The sequence below is a fragment of the Pseudomonas sp. HY13-MNA-CIBAN-0226 genome, from assembly GCF_040310305.1.
GTDB lineage: Bacteria > Pseudomonadota > Gammaproteobacteria > Pseudomonadales > Pseudomonadaceae > Aquipseudomonas > Aquipseudomonas gregormendelii.
The window spans coordinates 95,009-112,490 of sequence record NZ_JBEOPS010000005.1 but is presented as its reverse complement, the minus strand read 5'-3'; the positions used below and the strand labels follow the sequence as shown (position 1 = coordinate 112,490).

At 59.8% G+C, this 17,482-nt stretch carries 21 protein-coding genes; 1 reads left to right on the top strand and 20 read right to left on the bottom strand.

The window, feature by feature from the left end:
- Positions 1-70: 70 nt before the first annotated feature.
- The 17 genes from AAEZ05_RS07230 to AAEZ05_RS07150 all read right to left on the bottom strand — a co-directional run bounded on the left by AAEZ05_RS07230 (position 71) and on the right by AAEZ05_RS07150 (position 13,758).
- Complete coding sequence (locus AAEZ05_RS07230) at positions 71-631, bottom strand: DUF1285 domain-containing protein (RefSeq protein WP_350646862.1); 561 nt, start codon at positions 629-631, stop codon at positions 71-73.
- A 17-nt stretch (positions 632-648) separates the two neighbouring features.
- A complete protein-coding gene (locus AAEZ05_RS07225) occupies positions 649-1,257 on the bottom strand; it encodes a DUF4823 domain-containing protein (protein ID WP_350646861.1) in 609 nt (202 codons plus the stop codon).
- Between the two features lie 155 nt (positions 1,258-1,412).
- On the bottom strand, positions 1,413-2,381 hold the full coding sequence (locus AAEZ05_RS07220; protein ID WP_045061715.1) for a GTP 3',8-cyclase MoaA: 969 nt from the start codon (positions 2,379-2,381) through the stop codon (positions 1,413-1,415).
- Positions 2,382-2,519: 138 nt separating this feature from the next.
- On the bottom strand, positions 2,520-3,158 hold the full coding sequence (locus AAEZ05_RS07215; RefSeq protein ID WP_008152317.1) for a TetR/AcrR family transcriptional regulator: 639 nt from the start codon (positions 3,156-3,158) through the stop codon (positions 2,520-2,522).
- A gap of 397 nt (positions 3,159-3,555) precedes the next feature.
- Positions 3,556-4,347: a TatD family hydrolase gene (locus tag AAEZ05_RS07210; protein WP_045061716.1), complete on the bottom strand. Its 792-nt coding sequence runs from the start codon at positions 4,345-4,347 to the stop codon at positions 3,556-3,558.
- A 15-nt stretch (positions 4,348-4,362) separates the two neighbouring features.
- Positions 4,363-4,719 carry a PilZ domain-containing protein gene (locus AAEZ05_RS07205; protein ID WP_045061717.1) on the bottom strand — a complete coding sequence of 119 codons (357 nt, stop codon included), beginning with the start codon at positions 4,717-4,719 and terminating at the stop codon, positions 4,363-4,365.
- Positions 4,720-4,751: 32 nt separating this feature from the next.
- Positions 4,752-5,738 carry a DNA polymerase III subunit delta' gene (locus AAEZ05_RS07200; protein ID WP_045061718.1) on the bottom strand — a complete coding sequence of 329 codons (987 nt, stop codon included), beginning with the start codon at positions 5,736-5,738 and terminating at the stop codon, positions 4,752-4,754.
- A complete protein-coding gene (tmk, locus tag AAEZ05_RS07195; protein WP_045061719.1) occupies positions 5,731-6,363 on the bottom strand; it encodes a dTMP kinase in 633 nt (210 codons plus the stop codon). Before tmk ends, AAEZ05_RS07200 begins: the two co-directional genes overlap by 8 nt.
- Before the next feature lie 19 nt (positions 6,364-6,382).
- Positions 6,383-7,597: an endolytic transglycosylase MltG gene (gene mltG / locus AAEZ05_RS07190; protein ID WP_045061720.1), complete on the bottom strand. Its 1,215-nt coding sequence runs from the start codon at positions 7,595-7,597 to the stop codon at positions 6,383-6,385.
- 3 nt (positions 7,598-7,600) lie between these two features.
- A complete protein-coding gene (pabC, locus tag AAEZ05_RS07185) occupies positions 7,601-8,416 on the bottom strand; it encodes an aminodeoxychorismate lyase (RefSeq protein WP_350646860.1) in 816 nt (271 codons plus the stop codon).
- Complete coding sequence (gene fabF / locus AAEZ05_RS07180) at positions 8,416-9,660, bottom strand: beta-ketoacyl-ACP synthase II (RefSeq protein ID WP_045061722.1); 1,245 nt, start codon at positions 9,658-9,660, stop codon at positions 8,416-8,418. The genes pabC and fabF overlap by 1 nt, the downstream gene beginning before the upstream one ends.
- A gap of 107 nt (positions 9,661-9,767) precedes the next feature.
- Positions 9,768-10,004: an acyl carrier protein gene (acpP, locus tag AAEZ05_RS07175; RefSeq protein ID WP_004371293.1), complete on the bottom strand. Its 237-nt coding sequence runs from the start codon at positions 10,002-10,004 to the stop codon at positions 9,768-9,770.
- A gap of 191 nt (positions 10,005-10,195) precedes the next feature.
- Positions 10,196-10,939: a 3-oxoacyl-ACP reductase FabG gene (fabG, locus tag AAEZ05_RS07170; protein ID WP_045061723.1), complete on the bottom strand. Its 744-nt coding sequence runs from the start codon at positions 10,937-10,939 to the stop codon at positions 10,196-10,198.
- 16 nt (positions 10,940-10,955) lie between these two features.
- Complete coding sequence (fabD, locus tag AAEZ05_RS07165; protein ID WP_205892114.1) at positions 10,956-11,894, bottom strand: ACP S-malonyltransferase; 939 nt, start codon at positions 11,892-11,894, stop codon at positions 10,956-10,958.
- Positions 11,895-12,019: 125 nt separating this feature from the next.
- The gene (gene plsX, locus AAEZ05_RS07160; RefSeq protein ID WP_082069239.1) at positions 12,020-13,030 is read right to left on the bottom strand and encodes a phosphate acyltransferase PlsX; all 1,011 of its coding nucleotides are present in this window, start codon (positions 13,028-13,030) and stop codon (positions 12,020-12,022) included.
- 4 nt (positions 13,031-13,034) lie between these two features.
- Positions 13,035-13,217 carry a 50S ribosomal protein L32 gene (gene rpmF / locus AAEZ05_RS07155; RefSeq protein WP_008152339.1) on the bottom strand — a complete coding sequence of 61 codons (183 nt, stop codon included), beginning with the start codon at positions 13,215-13,217 and terminating at the stop codon, positions 13,035-13,037.
- A gap of 13 nt (positions 13,218-13,230) precedes the next feature.
- Complete coding sequence (locus AAEZ05_RS07150) at positions 13,231-13,758, bottom strand: YceD family protein (RefSeq protein ID WP_004371317.1); 528 nt, start codon at positions 13,756-13,758, stop codon at positions 13,231-13,233.
- A gap of 105 nt (positions 13,759-13,863) precedes the next feature.
- On the opposite strand from AAEZ05_RS07150, the gene AAEZ05_RS07145 reads away from it, so the two are divergent.
- Complete coding sequence (locus AAEZ05_RS07145; RefSeq protein ID WP_350646859.1) at positions 13,864-14,442, top strand: Maf family protein; 579 nt, start codon at positions 13,864-13,866, stop codon at positions 14,440-14,442.
- A gap of 23 nt (positions 14,443-14,465) precedes the next feature.
- Here the strand turns inward: AAEZ05_RS07145 and sppA are convergent, their stop codons facing one another.
- From sppA to rluC, 3 genes are read right to left on the bottom strand one after another with little or no spacing between them, the layout of a single operon-like run.
- Entirely contained in the window at positions 14,466-15,455 is a 990-nt protein-coding gene (gene sppA / locus AAEZ05_RS07140; RefSeq protein WP_350646858.1) for a signal peptide peptidase SppA, read from the bottom strand.
- A 22-nt stretch (positions 15,456-15,477) separates the two neighbouring features.
- Positions 15,478-16,140, bottom strand: a complete 663-nt coding sequence (locus tag AAEZ05_RS07135; protein ID WP_045061728.1) for an HAD-IA family hydrolase — start codon at positions 16,138-16,140, stop codon at positions 15,478-15,480.
- Positions 16,127-17,089, bottom strand: a complete 963-nt coding sequence (gene rluC / locus AAEZ05_RS07130; protein ID WP_045061729.1) for a 23S rRNA pseudouridine(955/2504/2580) synthase RluC — start codon at positions 17,087-17,089, stop codon at positions 16,127-16,129. Before rluC ends, AAEZ05_RS07135 begins: the two co-directional genes overlap by 14 nt.
- Positions 17,090-17,482: the final 393 nt, after the last annotated feature.

Here is a 17,482-nt window from a genome sequence, read left to right as displayed (position 1 = left end):
GGAGTTCAGCAAGTTACCTGCAAACCCTGTGGGAGCAAGGCTTGCCCGCGATGGCGTCAGAAATAACCACTCAAGGCTCAAGACCGATGGGAAAGAACTCACCACCACTCCACAGGCCAAGCCAGCGCTGCCCGTCGATCTCCCGGGTGACGGCCAGTTCCACCAACTGGTAGAACACATTGCGATGGATCAGCGCCTCAAGGTTGGTCCGCACGTGCACGTAAGGCGCCGGCTCCTGGGTGACCGGGTCGATCACCACGCGGATGGGGTGCTCTCCCCCCGCCTCGGCAGTCTCCTCAACGTTGGTGGTAAACCGCAGCAACTGGGCCTCACCCTCGCCTTCCACTTCCACGGCAATGGCCACGAACGGGGCGTCATCGACCTTGATGCCGACCTTCTCGACCGGGGTGATCAGGAAGTAATCATCCCCGTCGCGGCGGATGATGGTGGAGAACAGCTTGACCATCGGCTTGCGTCCGATCGGCGTGCCCAGGTAATACCAGGTGCCGTCCCGCGCAATACGCATATCAATGTCGCCACAGAACTCGGGATTCCACAGGTGGACCGGCGGCAGGCCTTTGGTCTTGGGGATTTGCCCCAGCAGGTCGTTGGCTTTTTGCGGTCCGCTCATGGTGTTCTCCTGGAAAATTATTGATCACTGATGCCCAGCAGGCTGCGCGCGTATTGCTCAAGCGGCGGGCCCATCAGGTCTTCGGGCCGAGAGTCGTGGAACGTCAGCAAACCGCCGCGACTCTTGATGCGTGCAGTATCGATCAAATACTGGGTGCTGGTCTCGATCAACATGATCTGAATCACACCGGTATCGACACCCAGCCGGTCCACGGCTTCCTGGTCCAGCCACTCATCGGAGTTGCCGATACGGTCGTCCGCCTTGGCAAAGCGCGTGTACAGCAGGTAATGAGCGCCCACGGCGCGGGCTTCACCCATAGCCTCGTCGAGCCCCTCAGGCGCGCGAGCGCGGCGCACCATGGGGAAATAATCGATGAATCCATCGAAGGCCACTTCGGCGATGACGTTGGGACGCGGGTGGGCAGTGCCGCCACGAGGCGCGAATGCGCCTTGGGCGATGTAGATGAAGGAGTCCGGCTGGATTCGCAGGTTACTGACCCGACGACTGTCGCTGTGGTCGAGCAGGCCGGCATCGCTCATGTGATAACGGGTGCCTTCGGCCATGTCACTGACGTTCATGCAGCCACCAAGCGCCAAAATGGCCAGCAGCAAAACCGGGTTACGCATCCTGTCCTCCAGAGGCCGGTGACGGAAAACCGGCGAATGGGCATTGGATGCAGCTTCCGCGCCAGCTCAAGCTCAAGCTCCTGCCACAGGGAAATGCATTGCACCTGTGAATGCAGGTCGACTGTGGGAGCGGGCGTGCTCGCGAAGGCAGATTTTCAGCCGCCGATGATCTTCATGATGGTCGCGCCGCCGGAGAACGCCACTTCCTGCTTGTCTCCCAGCGCTTTGACCAGAAGCCGTTGCAAGGCTGGCAACGCCTGGTGGCGCGGTTTATCCAGCAGATCGCCGACATAGTGGCGGTTGCTCGACGACAGGCAGCCATGCAGCCAGCCGGTGGACGACAGCCGCAGCCGCGAGCAGGTGCGGCAGAACGGCACGCTTTCGTTGGCAATTACCCCGAAGTGGCCCATTCCCGGAATTTCGTAACGCACCGCCGTGGCATCGACGGGCGCATCGGCCTGCAGGTACTCGTAGCGCTCGCCGATCAGGTCGAGCAATTGCTGGAGGCTGACGAATTGCTGCAGGAAGGCATTGGAGTCACTGGCCAGATGCCCCATGCGCATCAATTCGATGAAGCGCAGCTCATAGCCGCGCTCCAGGCAATAATCGAGCAGCGGCATCACCTGATCGAGGTTCTGCCCGCGCAACGGCACCATGTTCACCTTGATCTTCATGCCTGCCGCGCTGGCCTGGTCCATGCCATTGAGCACGGTCGCCAGGTCGCCGCCACGCGCGATACTACGGAAAGCGCCGGCATCCAGGGTATCGAGGGACACGTTGATGCGCCGGATGCCAGCATCGACCAGCAGTGGCAGCTTCTTCGCCAGCAACTGGCCGTTGGTGGTCAGGCTGATATCTTCGAGCCCCATCTTGCCGACGGCGGTCATGAAGGCTTCGAGTTTCGGGCTGACCAGCGGCTCGCCACCGGTGATGCGCAAACGCTCGATGCCCGCCGCTTCGATGAGATAGGCCACGCCCCGGGCCATGGCATCGGCCGACAGTTCATCCTGCGCAGCCACCAGCCGCTTGCCATCAGGCACGCAGTAGGTACAGGCGTAATTGCAGGCTGAAGTCAGGCTGATCCGCAAATTGCGAAAACGCCTGCCTTGACGGTCAACGATCATGGAGCACTCCGGCGAAAGGAAATGGAACTGCTAAAACTTGACTCACAAATCAAGTTTTAGCAAGTCCCATGCCTGAGTATATTCCTGCGGCATGCGCCATGGTGTGAATATCATGGCGCAATAAGGCAGCTGAATGGCTCAGCTGCTTGGGGTGTCGGTGTCGCGCTTGCGCTTGTTGCCCATGCGCACGCCGATGTCCATCAGGAACTGGAAGAAGCCTTCCTGGTCTTCCAGCACATTGCTCCAGAACGGCGAGTGATACAGCGCCACGGCACCGTGCACCAACGCCCAGGATGCGCAGTAGTGGAAGTAAGGCGGGACATCTTCGAGCTTGCCTTCGCTGATACGACCCTTAATCAGCAGGGTCAACCGCTCGAAGTTCGAGGCGCGGATCTTGTGCAGTTCCTCGACCATCTCCGGCACCTGGTTGCCCTTGACCACTTTCTCTTCCAGGCGGTCGAACAACCGGTAGCGTTGCGGATCGCGCATGCGGAATTCGAAGTAGGCGCGCGACAGCGCTTCCTTGTCCTTGTCGACGTCGGCGGAATGCAACAGCTCGTTCAGGTCACGCTCGTAGTCGAGCATCAGGCGCAAGTAGATCTCGGCCTTGGACTTGAAGTGCTTGTAGATCGTGCCTTTGCCGATACCGACGGCATCAGCAATCATCTCGACGGTGACACTGTCTTCACCTTGGTCGAGGAACAGCTTTAGCGCGGTATCGAGAATTTCCTGCTCGCGGCGACGAAACTCACGGACCTTACGAGGTTCTTTATGCATAAGAAAAGGTCTGTAGGGGTCAAAATTCGAAGCCGCGTATTATGCCTAACTTGCGCCAAAATGCACGGATCATCCGACCATATCTGTGTTTCATGAGGTTTTCATGCACGCTGGCCGGTTGATGAGAACTCTTCCGAAGCGCGCGTATTCCAAAATTGTTTAAAAACCTGACCGGCTAAACTGGACTCGGCGCAATACTGATCAATACTTCAACTGTCGACGAGACATCTCCCCCAAGTGTCTCGACGATAAAGGTACCAACGGACCGCGTATCTTTGTTTTACTCCTAATGGTCTTAACCCGGATTCACCCCCCAGAACCCGGGTTTTTTTTGCCTGCGATTCAGGGGCCAAAGCCCCGTAGGAGCTGCCGAGGGCTGCTATCTTGCGTACCTGCGTTACGCCGACGCCCTGACGTGGGCCAATGGAAACAGCCGTTTGAAGTTCTCAGTGGTCTGCGCGGCAAAGTGCTCGTAAGACTCCCCGCGCAAAATTGCCAGAAATTCCGCTACCTCGCGCACGTACTGCGGCAGGTTTGGCTTGCCGCGATGAGGAATGGGGGCCAGGTACGGCGAGTCGGTTTCCACCAGCAATCGATCGGCCGGGACCTTGCTGGCAACGTCGCGCAGGGCGTCGGCATTGCGGAAAGTGACAATCCCGGACAATGAAATGTAATAACCCATGTCCAGCGCCGCTTTCGCCATGTCCCAGTCTTCGGTGAAGCAATGCAGCACCCCAGCCTGAGGCAGCGCGGCTTCGCGCAGCAGGTCCAGCGTATCGGCGCGGGCTCCGCGGGTGTGAATAATCACCGGTTTGCCGGTCTGCTGCGCCGCCTGCAGATGCAGACGAAAGGACGCCTGCTGCAACTCGGCCGCTTCCGGCTCGTAGTGATAGTCCAGGCCCGTCTCACCAATGGCTACCACGCGCGGATGGTTGAGCTCCTGCAGCAGCCAGTCCAGTGCTGGCGCCGCACCGGGCTGTACGTCCAGGGGATGCACGCCCACCGAGCAGTCAACGTCGTCGTAACGCTCGGCCAGGGCCTTGACGTCGGCGGCATTGTCGACGCTGACGCCAATGCACAGGAAGTGACCGACGCCCCGTTGGCGGGCCGCGTCCAGCGCGGCATCCAGTGAGCCGTTGTGCGCGGCGAGGTCGAGTCGATCAAGGTGACAATGGGAATCTACGAGCATAAAGAGGGCTGCAACTTACATCGTATGAGTGGGACGGTCGGACTTCAGGGCTCCGGCCAAATGGGTTTCGATTCGACTGCGGGCGGTGTTGTCGCCGTCATTGAACTGCACGCCGACCCCGGCGGCGCGGTTGCCCTGGGCGCCTTTGGGCGTGATCCAGGTGACCTTGCCGGCGACCGGAATCTTTTCGGCTTCATCCATCAGGTTGAGCAGCATGAAGACTTCATCCCCCAACCGGTAACTCTTGTTGGTCGGAATAAACAGGCCACCATTCTTGATGAAGGGCATGTACGCCGCGTAAAGCACCGACTTGTCCTTGATGGTCAGGGACAGGATGCCGTTGCGCGGCCCGGAGTTGACGGGTTCATTCATGCTGACCTCCTCGGCCGATGTTCAGAGTCTAGTCACTTCTGGCCGGGCAGAGACGCCCACTGCACCAACAAGGCCTCGAGCAGTAATACCCGATTGAGGTTGGCTTTGCTCATGACTTTCTGGCGCTGGGCGAGAATCCAGTCCTGGATATCGAGGACCTTGTCCTGAGCCGACTTCTGCGCCAGGTATTGAATCACTTTGCGCATGTCCGCCAGCCCCAGCCCTTCTTCATCCTGGGTCAACTGATAACGCAGGATAAGGCTCGACCAGTCGCAGAACCAGTCAAACAGCAGCAACAGCGGAATCGCGTTCCAGCCTTCTGCCAGTTGTGTCGGCGACTGCTGCTGCTTGAGCAGCTTCTTGACCCCTTCGACCACCAGCGCCCTTTGCTCACGCACGCCCTGGGCCTGCAGCTTGACCGCCGCCAGCGGCGAGCCGGCGGCCAGGGTCAACAGTTCCACGCGCTCCTCTTCGGAGCAATCGGGCAAGGTCTGCGCCAGCCAGGCCAGGCTCATGGCCTCGCCAGGCAATGGGCAGGCCTGCTGCACGCAACGGCTCTTGATGGTCGGCAACAGACGGCTGGTCTGGTGGCTGACCAGCAGCAATACGGTATCGCCGGAAGGTTCTTCAAGGCTTTTGAGCAAAGCGTTGGCGGCGTTGATGTTCATGGCTTCGACAGGCTCGATCAGCACGACTTTGCGCCCGCCCATCTGCGCGGTCTGCACCACGAAACTCACCAGTTCGCGAACCTGATCGACCTTGATCGCCTTGTCCGCCTCTTCCGGTTCGAGGACGTAGTTGTCCGGGTGGCTGCCGGCCTTGAGTAACAGGCAGGATTTACACTCGCCGCAGGCATCCTGGGCAGTCGGGCGCTGGCACAACAGGCTGGCCATCAAGCGCTCGGCCAATGCACGCTTGCCAATTCCGGCCGGGCCGTGCAACAGGTAGGCGTGGGCATGCTGCTTGCGACCGGCCAGTTGCTGCCACAGCGAGTCCTGCCAGGGATAGGCTTCAGCCACGGGCCAGCTCCAGCAGACGCGGGAGCAAGGCGTCCAGGGACTGCTGGACCTGCACCAGCGGTTGTGCGGCATCGACCAGCACGTAACGCGCAGGATCGGCTTCAGCGCGCTTGAGGAAGGCGCTGCGCACCGCGTCGAAGAAGGCCCTGCCTTCCAGTTCGAAGCGGTCGAGGCGACCACGGGCACTGGCACGCGCCAGACCGACTTCCACCGGCAGGTCGAAAATCAGCGTCAGGTGCGGGCGCAGGTCTCCCTGGACGAAGGTTTCCAGGGTGGCAATACGTTCCAGCGACAGGCCACGGCCGCCACCTTGGTAGGCATAGGTGGAATCGGTGAACCGGTCGCACAGCACCACAGCCCCCCGGGCCAATGCCGGGCGGATGACTTCGGCCAGGTGCTGGGCGCGAGCGGCGAATACCAGCAGCAGCTCGGTGTCCGGGTTCATGGCTTCTTCGACCGGCGCCAGCAGCACCTCACGAATTCGCTCGGCCAGCGCGGTGCCGCCCGGCTCGCGGGTCAACACCACCTCGATACCGGCGGCGCGCAGGCGCTCGGCGAGGTATTCGCGATTGGTGCTCTTGCCGGCGCCCTCGGGGCCTTCCAGGGTAATAAACAAGCCAGTCACAGGCAATCCTTAGTCAGGGTCATTGCGGGCTTTGCGGCGTGGTGGCGTCCGGTTCGGCTGCAGGCGCCGCTGGCGGCTCCTGCGGTGCGACCTGGGGCAAAGCCTCGGGATCGGGGTTGGGCGCCGCGGCAGGAATCGGTGCTTCGTCGGCCGCGCTGTTGGTGTCAGGTGTTTGCGGCGCTGGTGCCTCAGGTGCAGTGGCCGGTGCCGGGCTGGAACGGTAATCGGCGCGACGCTTGAGCTGGTACTCGCGCACTGCGTTGTTGTGCGCATCCAGGTCATCGGAAAAAACATGACTGCCGTCGCCACGGGCAACGAAATACAGACTGCTGCCGGCCACCGGATTTAATGCCGCGTGAATCGCTTCGCGCCCGACCATGGCGATGGGAGTCGGTGGCAGGCCGGAAATCATGTAGGTGTTATACGGCGTCGCTTCCTTGAGGTGGGCACGAGTCAATTTGCCGCTGTAGCGATCGCCCAGGCCGTAGATCACGGTTGGATCAGTCTGCAGGAGCATGCCCAACGCCATGCGTCGCACGAACACGCCGGCAATCTGCCCGCGCTCCTGGGGCACACCGGTTTCCTTCTCCACCAGGGAGGCCATGATCAGCGCCTGGTACGGATCGGCGTAGGGCAGATCAGCCGCTCGCTGGTTCCACTCCCTGGCCAGTACTTCGTCGAGGCGCTCGTAAGCAGTCTTGAGCAATTCGATGTCGCTCATGCCGCGAACGAAACTATAGGTATCGGGGAAAAAACGTCCCTCCGGAAAAATCCCAGGGTGGCCGAGCTTTTCCATCACCTGGGAGTCGCTCAAACCTGCGAGGGTCTGCTGGAGTTTTTCGTCCCTGGCGAGGGCCGCGCGGACCTGATGGAAATTCCAGCCTTCGACCAGCGTCACGCTGTACTGCACCACGTCCCCGCGTTTCCACGAATCGATCAGGCCTTCAACGGTCATGCCGGGCTGCATGCGGTATTCGCCGCTGTGCAAGGGTTGTCCGGCGAGGTTGAAGCGCCAGTACACGCGAAGCCAGAACGCGTCCTTGATGACGCCATCGGCTTCGAGTCGGTAGAAAGTACGGGTGGGTGTCGTACCCTTGGGTACTTCGAGCATTTCTTCCTGGGTGATGTTCAGCGACTGATCCAGCGCCGAATGAATTTTCCAGGCGGAAAAGCCGAATAACAGCCCTGCCAGAACCAATCCGGTTTCAAGCAGCAGCAAGAATTTACGTCTCACGAATCAAGCATCCAATAGCGCACGGGCAATGGTTTGGAGTTTACGGGTGAGTGGCCCAACCGGCCAGCTCAGTGCAGCATAAGCACGCACCGGCCAAATGCCATAAACACTATTACAGACAAAGACTTCATCGGCCCATTGCAGCTGTTCCAGGGTGATATCGATGATTTGTACAGGGATCGCTGAAGACTCAGCTTGAAACAATAATTCAGCGCGCATTACCCCGGCGACGCCGCAGCGACCGAGATCGGCGGTGATCAACACACCATCACGCACCAGGAACAGATTACTGAACACGCCCTCAACCACACGACCGGCCTGGTCCAGCATCACGCCTTCGGCATGCTCAGCGTCTTGCCACTCGGAACGGGCGATGACCTGCTCCAGGCGATTGAGGTGCTTGAGACCAGCCAACAAGGGTTGCAGGGACAGCCGGGTGACACAAGGGAACAGGCGCACGCCCTGCTCCGCATGGGCTGGCGGATAAATCGCAGGAGGATTGCCCAGCATGATGCGGCGCGCCACAACGACAGGGTCCGGGGCATAGCCGCGAGCACTGTCGCCCCGGGTGACGATCAGCTTGAGTACGCCTTCACCGAGCGCGAGGGCATAGGCCAGCAGCTCGGTGCGCACCACCGCGCCATCAAGGTTGATTGCCAGGCGCTGGCAACCCTCAAGCAACCGCACCAGATGACGATCCAGCAATACCGGTGTGCCATTGCGCACGGCGATGGTCTCGAACAGACCATCGCCGTAGGCCAGGCCGCGATCCTTCAGCGACACAGCGTGCGCCGGCTGACCGTCGACCCAGCAGTCCATCAGCCAGCGAACCGGCGGAACACCAGGGAGCCGTTGGTACCGCCAAACCCGAAGGAGTTGGACAGCACCACGTCGATATCCATGTTGCGCGCAGTGTGCGGCACGAAGTCGAGGTCACAGCCTTCGTCCGGCTCGTCCAGGTTGATGGTCGGTGGCGCCACCTGGCTGTTGATTGCCAGCACACTGAAGATCGCTTCAACCGCACCCGCGGCACCCAGGAGGTGACCGGTCATGGACTTGGTCGAACTGACGGCCAGCTTGTAGGCGTGATCACCAAACACCGACCTGATCGCACAGGCTTCGGCAAGATCACCGGCCGAAGTCGAAGTGCCGTGGGCGTTGATGTACTGGACCTGGTCACTGTTGATCTTCGCATCGCGCAAGGCATTGGTGATGCAGCGTGCAGCACCCGCACCATCGGCAGGTGGCGAAGTCATGTGGAACGCATCGCCACTGGTGCCAAAACCGATCAACTCGGCGTAAATGGTCGCACCGCGAGCCTTGGCGTGCTCCAGTTCTTCAAGTACAAGCGCGCCAGCACCGTCGGACAGCACAAAGCCGTCACGCCCCTTGTCCCATGGACGACTGGCACGGGCAGGCTCGTCGTTGCGGGTCGACAGCGCCCGGGAGGCACCGAAGCCGCCCATGCCCAGGCCACAAGCGGCCATCTCGGCGCCACCGGCGATCATCACGTCGGCTTCGTCATACATGATGTTGCGTGCCGCCATGCCAATACAGTGCGTACCCGTGGTACAGGCCGTGGCGATGGCGTAGTTGGGACCCTGTGCTCCCAGGTGGATGGACAGGAATCCGGAAATCATATTGATGATCGAGCCGGGCACGAAAAACGGCGAAATCCGTCGTGGGCCGGATTCATGCAGGGTACGGCTGGTTTCTTCGATGTTGGTCAGGCCGCCAATGCCCGAGCCCATGGCGACCCCGATGCGTTCGCGGTTGGCATCGGTTACTTCCAGGCCTGCATTTTTTACTGCCTGAAACCCTGCGGCCAGACCGTATTGAATGAACAGGTCGAGCTTGCGCGCTTCCTTGACCGACAGGTATTCCTCGACATTGAAGCCCTTTACCGAGCCGCCAAAACGGGTGGAATAGGCAGAAAGGTCGGTGTGTTCGATCAGACCAATGCCACTGCGGCCAGCCAGAATGCCCTGCCAGCTGCTTGGCACATCCGTGCCCAGTGGCGACAACATACCCATACCGGTGACTACGACGCGTCTACGCGACACAGCACTCTCCTTTTTCAAATGACGACTTTGCATCAGGCCTAAAGAAAAAACCGCACGCCAGGAGGCAGTGCGGTTTTTCCATGACAGCAAACAACGACTACAAACTATTACGCCTGGTGGCTGGTAACGTAGTCGATTGCAGCTTGTACAGTAGTGATCTTCTCAGCTTCTTCGTCAGGGATTTCGGTCTCGAATTCCTCTTCCAGAGCCATCACCAGCTCAACGGTGTCAAGGGAGTCAGCACCCAGGTCTTCAACGAAGGAAGCGCTGTTAGTCACTTCTTCTTCCTTAACGCCCAGTTGCTCGGCAACGATTTTCTTGACGCGCTCTTCGATGGTGCTCATACCTTGTTTTCACTCCTAATGGACAAATTCAGGCAGCTGGCCAGTGGGTAAGTGTATAGAAAGACTTTTCAGTTTTTCAACTGAAAGCTTCACTCCTCTAACCCTGCAGCCCGATGCCTATAAATAGATTGCAGCTTTATAACGGATTTTAGACAGCTCGTATGACATTTTTTTGAAGCAGTCCGTCACATTTAACTCATGTACATCCCGCCGTTCACCGGGATTGTAGCCCCAGTAACGTAAGCCGCACCGTCGGATGCAAGAAAAGCGACCACAGACGCGATCTCTTGCGCTTGCCCCAGACGACCCAGCGGAATCTGTGTAACCAGGTTTTGACGCTGCGCTTCGGGCAGTTCGCGAGTCATATCGGTGTCGATGAACCCTGGGGCCACCGAGTTTACCGTAATCGAACGCGATCCGACTTCACGCGCCAGCGCACGGCTGAAACCTTCCAGACCGGCCTTGGCCGCAGCGTAGTTTACTTGGCCTGCGTTGCCCATGGCACCCACAACCGAACCAATACTGATAATTCGTCCCCAACGCGCCTTGGTCATGCCACGCAAAACGCCCTTGGACAGGCGGAACAGACTGTTCAGGTTGGTATCGACGACGTCATGCCATTCGTCATCTTTCATCCGCATCATCAGGTTATCGCGGGTGATACCGGCATTGTTGACCAGGATCGCCGGTGCACCGAACTGCTCGGCGATGCTCGCCAACACGGCGGCGACGGACTCGTCACTGGTCACATTGAGTTCCAGGCCAGTGCCCTGGATACCGTTTTCCTTCAGGGTCGCAGCAATGCGCTCGGCGCCGGATGCGGAAGTCGCAGTACCCACGACGATGGCACCCTGACGACCCAGTTCCAGGGCGATGGCCTGGCCGATACCGCGGCTTGCACCGGTGACCAGTGCAACTTTACCTTGCAGACTCATGCAAGTTTCTCCTGATTCAGGCCAACGCTGCACGGGCGGCAGCGAAAGCGTCTGGGGTATTGAGGTTGGAGGTTGCCACGCCTTCGGCGCAACGCTTGTTCAAACCGGCCAGTACTTTGCCAGGACCGCATTCGACCAGTTGGGTCGCACCCTTGGCCGCCAGCGCCTGCACAGACTCGACCCAGCGCACAGGCTTGTAGAGCTGCTCGAGCAAATCGCGCTTGAGGGTTTCCAGATCAGCCGGCACTGCTGCGCTGACGTTCTGCAGCACTGGAATCTGCGGGGCCTGCCAGTCGATCGCGGCGATCGATTCAGCGAAACGCTCGGCAGCCGGACGCATCAACTCGCAATGGGACGGCACGCTGACCGGCAACGGCATGGCGCGCTTGGCACCACGAGCCTTGCAGCCTTCAATGGCGCGCTCAACCGCCGCCTTGGCACCGGCGATGACGACCTGGCCCGGGGAATTGAAGTTGACGGCACTGACCACTTCACCTTGCGCTGCTTCAGCGCAGGCTGCCAGCACGTCAGCATCGTCGAGACCGAGGATGGCGGCCATGCCGCCCTGCCCGGCCGGAACCGCTTCCTGCATCAACTGGCCACGGCGCTCGACGAGCTTGACCGCGTCAGCCAGGCTCAGACTGCCGGCAGCAACCAGAGCGCTGTACTCACCCAGGCTGTGACCGGCCACGTAGGCCGGACGCGCGCCACCTTCTGCCAGCCACAGACGCCACAGGGCGATCGAGGCGGTCAGGATGGCCGGCTGGGTCTTGTCGGTTTGATTGAGTTGCTCTTCCGGCCCTTGCTGGGTCAGCGCCCACAGGTCGTAACCGAGGGCATCGGAAGCTTCTTTGAACGTTTCAAGGACAACCGGATGTTGCGCGCCCAACTCGGCCAGCATGCCGAGGGACTGCGAACCCTGTCCTGGAAAGACGAATGCGAGGGAAGCAGACATGTAACAAGCCCCTAATGATCTTGTCGTCGGAGAATTGACGTCCCGACTGGGGGACGCAAGAAACTGACAGTTGGATGGCCAATTGAACTGAGCGGTCACATTTAAGCATTGTCCGACGAAAACGCCTAAAGCAACAAATCCTCCAGACGACCGTGGATGCGTTCCGGCAGGTTTTCCTGGATCTCGATCAACGCACGGGATATAGCACTCTGAAATCCTTGAACCCCGGCCGAGCCGTGACTTTTCACCACAATGCCCTGCAGGCCGAGAAAGCTCGCGCCATTGTGTCGCGCAGGGGCCAGATCGGCCTGCAGGCGCCTCATCAACGGCAACGCCAAGGCACCGACCATGCGCGAAGCGAGATTCTTCTTGAACAACGCTTCAATACGCCCGGCAATCATGGTGGCCAGGCCTTCGCTGGATTTGAGCAGGATATTGCCGACGAAGCCGTCACAGACCACCACATCCGCTTCACCGCGATACAGGCCGTCGCCCTCGACAAAACCGATGTAGTTGATGCCCCGCGCCTCCTGCAACAAAGCGGCGGCCAGCTTGACCTGCTGATTACCCTTGATGTGCTCGGTGCCGATGTTCAGCAAAGCGACTCGCGGGCGGACGATACCCAGCGTCTCGGCCGCCACCGAGCCCATCACCGCAAACTGCAGCAGGTGTGCGGCGCTGCAATCGACGTTGGCCCCGAGGTCGAGCAGCTGGCAATAGCCCGTCTGCGTCGGAATCGCCGCCACCATCGCCGGCCGATCAATGCCCGGCAAGGTCTTGAGCACGAATCGTGACAACGCCATCAACGCCCCGGTATTACCGGCACTGACACAGGCCTGGACCTTGCCATCGCGCAACAGCTCCAGCGCGACGCGCATCGACGAATCCGGCTTGCCACGCAATGCCTGGGCCGGTTTCTCGTCCATGGTAATGACTTCGCTGGCGGGCACGATAGACAGGCGCACGCGATCCGCAGCCGATTGGCCAGCGAGCAATTCTTCAAGGAGAGAGGGTTGACCGACGAGGGTCAGGTGCAGCGAGGGCGTAGCATTCAGACAAGCGAGGCTGGCCTGAACAATGCTGCGGGGACCGAAGTCCCCGCCCATTGCGTCAATCGCGATGACTTGAGCAGACAAGTGATTACTCGTCAGCGCCCTTGTCGATCACTTTACGGCCACGGTATACGCCTTCTGGCGATACGTGGTGACGCAGGTGAATTTCACCGGTGGTTTTTTCTACAGACAGAGTGCTTGCCGTCAGGGCGTCGTGCGAACGACGCATGTCACGGGCAGAGCGGGATTTTTTGTTCTGCTGAACAGCCATAATTGATTAACTCCTAAACGTTTGGGTCACGCTTTAACTGCGCCAATACACTGAACGGGTTGGACCGCGTTACCTCGTCCTCGCTCGGTTCGGGCTCATCGAGACCCGCCGGCTGCTGGCATTCTTCCGGATGATGAGCAGGCACAATGGGCAAGGCGAGCAGAAGCTCCTCCTCGATCAGTGACTGCAGATCCAATGGATCTTCGCCCAGTTCCAGCACGTCATAACCTTTCGGCAACGACTGGGTATTCGCACCCTCCTTTACCACAGCATAACTGCATTCGCTATGGATCGGCAGGGTGACCAGCTCAAGACAACGCTGGCAAACCATTTTGACTTCGGTGTCGATAAAACTGTGGATTACCACAGACTTACGTTCATCTCGTTCAAAAACGAATTTCGCCTGCACCGTACCGACAGTGTCGGAAAGCGGGTCGCAGAGTCTCTCCAAATCGGCCAGCAGCAGTTCACCTTGAAGGGTGGTGCCACGGTCAGCCAATTTGCGCGGGTCAACGTGAGGTGGAATCGGGTCATTCAACATAGGCGCAGCATTATAGGGATGCACCCAGCCATGTCAAAGGAAATTCAGCCCTGTGCGTCACTTGGAAGCCTCGCTAGAATTCGCAACTGACTTCTGGAGTTGCGCATGCTGCCCTTATTACTCGCTTCAAGCTCGGTTTACCGCCGGGAATTGCTGGCCCGCCTGCGGTTGCCGTTCGTCTGCAGCTCGCCAGATATCGATGAAAGTCATCGCCCGCAAGAGCCGGCCATTGAACTGGTCAAGCGCCTGGCCAGGGAAAAAGCCCAGGCGCTGGCTGGCACTTTTCCCGACCACCTGATCATTGGTTCCGACCAGGTCGCGGTGCTCGGCGAGCGCATCGTCGGCAAACCGCACACGTTCGAGAACGCGCGGGATCAGTTAATCGCCGCCAGCGGCGCCAGCGTGACCTTTCTCACGGGCCTGGCCCTGCTCAACAGCCAGACCGGGCATTGCCAGGTGGATTGCGTACCGTTCACGGTGCACATGCGCACCCTCGACCAGGCAAGCATCGAGCGTTACCTGCATGCAGAGCAGCCCTACGACTGCGCAGGCAGCTTCAAGGCCGAAGGATTGGGGGTGAGCCTGTTTCAGCGCACCGAAGGCCCTGACGCCACCAGCCTGATCGGCCTGCCGCTGATTCGGCTGATCGATATGCTGCTGGTCGAGGGCTTACAAGTCCCTTGAAAGCAAAAGATCTTTTAAACGGCTTAACGCAACGACGGGCCGTTGAAACCCATCCACATCGCCAATTGTTCAGCCACGCTGGCGCCGAGCTTCTTCGAGAAGCGGTCGAACGTCGACTCCTGAACGGTAAAATCCACCAGTTCTTTCTCGCCAATGACATCGCGAGCCACCGAACTGGCACTGCCCAGGCCATCGATCAACCCCAGCGGTAGCGCCTGCTCACCCGACCAGACCAAGCCAGAGAACAGCTCCGGGTGCTCCTTGTCTTTCAGGCGATCGCCACGACCCTTCTTCACACTATTGATGAATTGCTGATGGGTGGTATCGAGCACGCCCTGCCAGAACCGAGTCTCATCAGGCTTCTGCGGCTGGAACGGATCGAGGAAGGACTTGTGCTCGCCAGACGTATAGGTCCGGCGCTCCACGCCCAGCTTCTCCATGGTGCCGACGAAACCATAACCGGCCGCAGTCACCCCGATGGACCCCACCAGGCTGGCCTTGTCCGCGTAGATCTGATCGGCCGCACTGGCAATGTAGTAAGCGCCGGACGCCCCCAGGTCGGAGATAACCGCATACACCTTGGTATCAGGATGCAGCGCACGCAGGCGAACAATCTCGTCGTACACATAGCCTGATTGCACCGGGCTGCCGCCCGGGCTGTTGATCCGCAGGACCACGCCCTTGACCTTGTCATCCTCGAAGGCCGCTCGCAGGCTGCCAACGATGTTATCGGCGCTGGCCTGCTCCTTGTCGGCGATCACACCAGTGACCTCGATCAGCGCGGTGTAGTTGGCACTGCGAGTGGCGGCTTTTTCCATGTCCATCAGCGGCGTGAACAGCATCAAAGCGCCAAACAGGTACACAAAGGTCAGCAGCTTGAAGAAAATCCCCCAGCGACGGGACCGGCGCTGTTCCTGCACGCTGGCCAACAAGGTCTTTTCCAGCAACCTCCAGCTTTTCTCGTCACCGCTCTGCGCATCCGCCTTGGCGGGCGCCTTCCATTCGTCGGTCATGCCATCTACCCCAAAAAACCTGTTAAGCCTGTTGATTCAGCCAGGCATGCAATTCTGAAAAACGATCAATCGCCAGTCGCGGCTCGAACAGCTTCAGCGCCTCGATCGATTGAGCGCCGTAACTGACCGCTACCGACGCCATACCGGCATTGCGGGCCATCTGCAGGTCGAAAGAGGAATCGCCAACCATCATTGCCTGCTCCGGGCGAACGTCGCAGTGCGCGAGGATCTGCTCCAGCATCAGAGGATGGGGCTTGCTGGCAGTTTCATCCGCCGCACGAGTGATGTCGAAATATTTTTCCCAGCCGTGTGCCTTCAATACCCGGTCGAGCCCGCGACGGGCCTTGCCGGTTGCAACAGCCAGATGATAACCCTCGGCGCGAAAGGCCTCCATCGACTCGAGCACACCCTCGAACAAGGGCGAAGGCACGGCTTCGGCGGCGATGTAGTGATCGGCGTAATACCCCCGAAAGGCGATCAGCTCACCCTCGCTGATGTGCGGGTACAGGGTGCGAATCGCTTCCGGCAAACCGAGACCGATGATGCCCTTGACGGCAAAATCATCGCGCAGCTCAAATCCTGAGCGCTCTGAGGCCACATGCATGGCCTCGACAATCCGCCCGATGGAGTCCGCGAGCGTCCCGTCCCAGTCAAATATCAGCAGTTTGCAATCAGAGGGGTGCACTCAGGCGCTCCACAGTCTTGGCCCACATTTCATCCACCGGCGCCTGCAACTTCAGCTCGCCACCATCAGGCAGCGGCACGGTCAGCAGATAAGCGTGGAGGAACAGTCGCTTGCCACCCAGGTCGCGGATTTCCTTGCTGAAACCCTCATCCCCGTATTTCGGGTCGCCAGCGATGCAGTGCCCGGCATGCAGGGTGTGCACGCGGATCTGGTGGGTGCGGCCGGTGATTGGCCTGGCTTCGACCATGGTCGCAAAGTCGCCGAAGCGCCTTAGCACCTTGAACACGGTCACGGACTCCTTGCCCTCCTCCTCGTCGACCTCGACCATGCGCTCGCCGGAACGCAGGTTGCTCTTGCCCAGCGAGGCACGGACTTGCTTGATCGAGGCGGCCCAGTTGCCACGAACCAGCGCCATGTAGCGCTTGTCCACGCCATCACCGCGCAAGGCCGTGTGCAAGTGACGCAGCATGCTGCGTTTCTTGGCAATCATCAGCAGGCCAGAGGTGTCTCGGTCAAGTCGGTGAACGAGCTCGAGCTCCTTGCAATCGGGGCGCAACTGACGGAAGGCTTCGATCACGCCGTAGGTCAGACCGCTACCGCCGTGAACCGCAATACCACAAGGCTTGTTGATCACGATCAGGGCCTTGTCCTCGAAGATAATCGAGGCTTCGAGGCGCTGCAGCAGGCCTTGTGCCAGCGGCACCGGCTCGTCGCGCTCGGGCACGCGCACAGGCGGCACGCGCACGATATCGCCCGCCTGCAGCTTGTATTCGGGCTTGATCCGACCTTTGTTCACTCGCACTTCGCCTTTACGCAAAATGCGATAGATCAAGGTCTTGGGCACGCCTTTGAGCCGAGCGAGAAGGAAGTTATCAATACGTTGGCCGGCATATTCCGGCGAGACCTCAAGCAGTTGTACGCTTGGGGTCGAGGGGGCAGTAGTCGTCATGGCGCAGATGATATCAATTTTTTATGGAATTGAAGCACTTAATCATTACTGCTATAGTCGCGAACGCCGCCAAAAGCGGCCTGGACAGCGGACCAACGGTCTAAAACCGGCCCTGACCAATGCAATTCACCAGGACGCGAGGCCGTCCTACGGGGCTTTCGCTACTTAACGGTGGAGTTTGCAGCTGTAACGAGCGCAGGTGACATGAGGCCTGAATCAAGCCGCAGGGCAGAGTTTTCACTCGCCTTGCGAGCCAATATTCATGGCCAGTTCACAAAGTGCAGTCAGTTGCGAATGACCCCGAGCGAAGGTTTCGGAAACAACGCCTAAATTAGCCATGATGCGTGACCTCCCCTTTTGGAGCTCACGGTAAATGCCAACCCGCTGCGGATT

Coding starts and splice junctions, on each gene's coding strand:
- AAEZ05_RS07230 (WP_350646862.1), bottom strand. CDS start 631: ATGAGCGGACCGCAAAAAGCCAACGACCTGCTGGGGCAAATCCCCAAG.
- AAEZ05_RS07225 (WP_350646861.1), bottom strand. CDS start 1,257: ATGCGTAACCCGGTTTTGCTGCTGGCCATTTTGGCGCTTGGTGGCTGC.
- AAEZ05_RS07220 (WP_045061715.1), bottom strand. CDS start 2,381: ATGATCGTTGACCGTCAAGGCAGGCGTTTTCGCAATTTGCGGATCAGC.
- AAEZ05_RS07215 (WP_008152317.1), bottom strand. CDS start 3,158: ATGCATAAAGAACCTCGTAAGGTCCGTGAGTTTCGTCGCCGCGAGCAG.
- AAEZ05_RS07210 (WP_045061716.1), bottom strand. CDS start 4,347: ATGCTCGTAGATTCCCATTGTCACCTTGATCGACTCGACCTCGCCGCG.
- AAEZ05_RS07205 (WP_045061717.1), bottom strand. CDS start 4,719: ATGAATGAACCCGTCAACTCCGGGCCGCGCAACGGCATCCTGTCCCTG.
- pabC (WP_350646860.1), bottom strand. CDS start 8,416: ATGGACTGCTGGGTCGACGGTCAGCCGGCGCACGCTGTGTCGCTGAAG.
- acpP (WP_004371293.1), bottom strand. CDS start 10,004: ATGAGCACCATCGAAGAGCGCGTCAAGAAAATCGTTGCCGAGCAACTG.
- fabG (WP_045061723.1), bottom strand. CDS start 10,939: ATGAGTCTGCAAGGTAAAGTTGCACTGGTCACCGGTGCAAGCCGCGGT.
- fabD (WP_205892114.1), bottom strand. CDS start 11,894: ATGTCTGCTTCCCTCGCATTCGTCTTTCCAGGACAGGGTTCGCAGTCC.
- rpmF (WP_008152339.1), bottom strand. CDS start 13,217: ATGGCTGTTCAGCAGAACAAAAAATCCCGCTCTGCCCGTGACATGCGT.
- AAEZ05_RS07150 (WP_004371317.1), bottom strand. CDS start 13,758: ATGTTGAATGACCCGATTCCACCTCACGTTGACCCGCGCAAATTGGCT.
- AAEZ05_RS07145 (WP_350646859.1), top strand. CDS start 13,864: ATGCTGCCCTTATTACTCGCTTCAAGCTCGGTTTACCGCCGGGAATTG.
- sppA (WP_350646858.1), bottom strand. CDS start 15,455: ATGACCGACGAATGGAAGGCGCCCGCCAAGGCGGATGCGCAGAGCGGT.
- rluC (WP_045061729.1), bottom strand. CDS start 17,089: ATGACGACTACTGCCCCCTCGACCCCAAGCGTACAACTGCTTGAGGTC.